Raw genomic sequence first — 2307 nt, forward strand, 5'->3', positions numbered from 1 at the left:
GTCCCTGTGAGAGTAGGACGTCGCCAAGCAAAAACCTAAGTCGTTTCGACTTAGGTTTTTTTGTATTTATTTTTATTACTTAAAATATAAAGGTAAGAATTACCTTTTATAAGGGTATAGTCGAGATATAAAAGAATGTTTGTGATCTTATATAAAAAGGTTATGCAAAAAGTAGCAATCTAGCTCTTTTTGCATAACCTTTTGTGTTTTTAAAGGATTTTACATAAGAAAAAATCTATAATTAAGGTAGTTAACATATATTTTTGATGGGTGTGGGGGATTATGAAAGAAATATGCATGTTATTAGTGGCTGTTATATTATGGGGGACAGCTATTGCGCCAACAAAATGGGCGTTAGAATCTATTCAGCCGTTTACTTTGTTGTTTATTCGTCTTTTCTTTGCAGGTGGAATTTGTATGCTATTTTCATTTAAGCAACTACAAAAATCAGTTGTACATAAAAAAGTTCCATGGAAAAGAATGAGTTTGTTAGCTTTTACCGGTGTAGCTGGGTATTTTATGTTCACATCGTACGGTATTTCTTTAACAAGTGGATTACATGTTAGTATCATAGATGCTGCATTACCATTAGTTACAATTCTTTTTTCAGCAATCTTCTTGAAAGAGAAAATTCGATTGAATTATTGGATAGGAATTATATTGGGTGCTATAGGAGTACTCTTTATTACGATTCCATCTAAAAGTGCTGATCAAGAAGTGTCTTTAATAGGAGATATACTGATATTATTAAGTACTTTTCTATTTGCTTTCTACACGGTTTTGCTAAAACGACCAAAACAAGAACAGTATTTATCAAACGAGGTTTTTACAACATTAACTTTAATTATCGGAGCTGTTATTCTATTACCATTTGCACTGGTAGAAATTCTTTATTACGGTTTACCAAAGATTGAAACTTGGAAAACGGGACTTAGTGTAATATACCTTGTTATTGGAGCAACAATTTTAGCGTATTGGTTGTGGAATAAAGCGCTAGAGAGAGTTTCAGCATCAGTAAGCGGATTATATTTAAATGCATTACCATTAATAAGTATTGTTACTTCAATTATTCTATTAAATGAATCTCTGACATGGAGAGTAATAATGGGAGCAAGTTTAGTTTTAATCGGAGTAGGATGGGCGGATAAGCAAAAGTTATGTAATCTATTAAAAGGTAATAAGGTGAAGAATAGAGACTGTTAAACAGTATGATTTATATAATTGACATGTAAAAAAGATACCTTATATATGAGGTATCTTTTTTATTTAGCAAAGATAATAAACTAAAATTAGTATGGATATTCTTTGCTGTATTTATATGTGTCGAAATCATTTTGAAATATTGTTTGAACAAGTTGTATACATTCAGTATCATAAAAGCTTTCAAAAGTTGGATGACGGGGAAATAAAGGATCAGTAATATCGCCTTCGCTAAAATTCCCTTTATAAATCATGGCGGGAGTTTGATGATGCCATGATGTTGAGAACTCATTTATTGGTGCGTTTTTTAATTCGAAACGCTTTTCTAATTCTTTCATTTCCTGATCAAAGTTTTCTAAGTATATATAATTGGTGACATATTCTTCTTCACCAGCTATATATTGTTGTGTGAAATGTGGGTTAATATCACTTGCGTGAGCCCCTTTCATAAATAGATAGTATAGAAATTGTTTAAATGAGATCCCTTTGGGGGAATTTTCATCTTGATATAAAAACTTTCGGATGGGTTTCCATTCGGGATTTTCCATATAAGGAGGTCCAATTAAGGATACGAAAGAACTGACTGCTCTCCTATAAGGGTTACGAACAAGTTTAAACGTTTCTTTTTGTTTTTCTCGCAACGCTACTCCTAGTCGTACACTATAAGCAGGTGTACTTTTGTATATATCATATTCATAATTATGAATGAAAGGACTATAACTTAGAGCTGTTTGCAATAAATCAATCTGGTAAAAGAACCAATTGGCAAGAGAAGTGCAACCGCTTTTTTGACTCCAAAATAGAATGATGGGAAACTTCCTATGATAGTGTGGGCTTCTTGAATGGGCGCTTATGGTGTTTAATAAAGAAGGATCGAACAAGTTCTACACTCCTTTCAGTTATTTTACTGATATGTATGAGGAATAAAGAGGGGGTATGAGAGTCTTTTTCATCTTTTTTTAAAAAATGAAAGATTAATATTGACTATTATTATATAGAGGTGTAATATAGGACAAGTCGCCGATGACATTAACGTCGCAAGCGACAAACGAAATGAAAAACTTAGTTGACATTACAAAATAGAAATGTTAACATAAGGAAGTCGCG

The 2307-nt window shown here is 32.2% G+C and carries 2 protein-coding genes; one reads left to right on the forward strand and one right to left on the reverse strand.

Annotated features, from left to right (window positions below; all coding sequences use genetic code 11):
• Window positions 1-282 precede the first annotated feature (282 nt).
• Window positions 283-1203 (forward strand): DMT family transporter, encoded by a 921-nt coding sequence (locus tag AC1Q8L_RS29855; protein WP_000658283.1) that lies wholly within the window; start codon window positions 283-285, stop codon window positions 1201-1203.
• Between the two features lie 86 nt (window positions 1204-1289).
• Here the strand turns inward: AC1Q8L_RS29855 and AC1Q8L_RS29860 are convergent, their stop codons facing one another.
• Window positions 1290-2081 (reverse strand): sulfotransferase family 2 domain-containing protein, encoded by a 792-nt coding sequence (locus AC1Q8L_RS29860; RefSeq protein ID WP_000460203.1) that lies wholly within the window; start codon window positions 2079-2081, stop codon window positions 1290-1292.
• Window positions 2082-2307 lie beyond the last annotated feature (226 nt).

The organism is Bacillus sp. GW823-FHT06A11 (assembly GCF_058795355.1).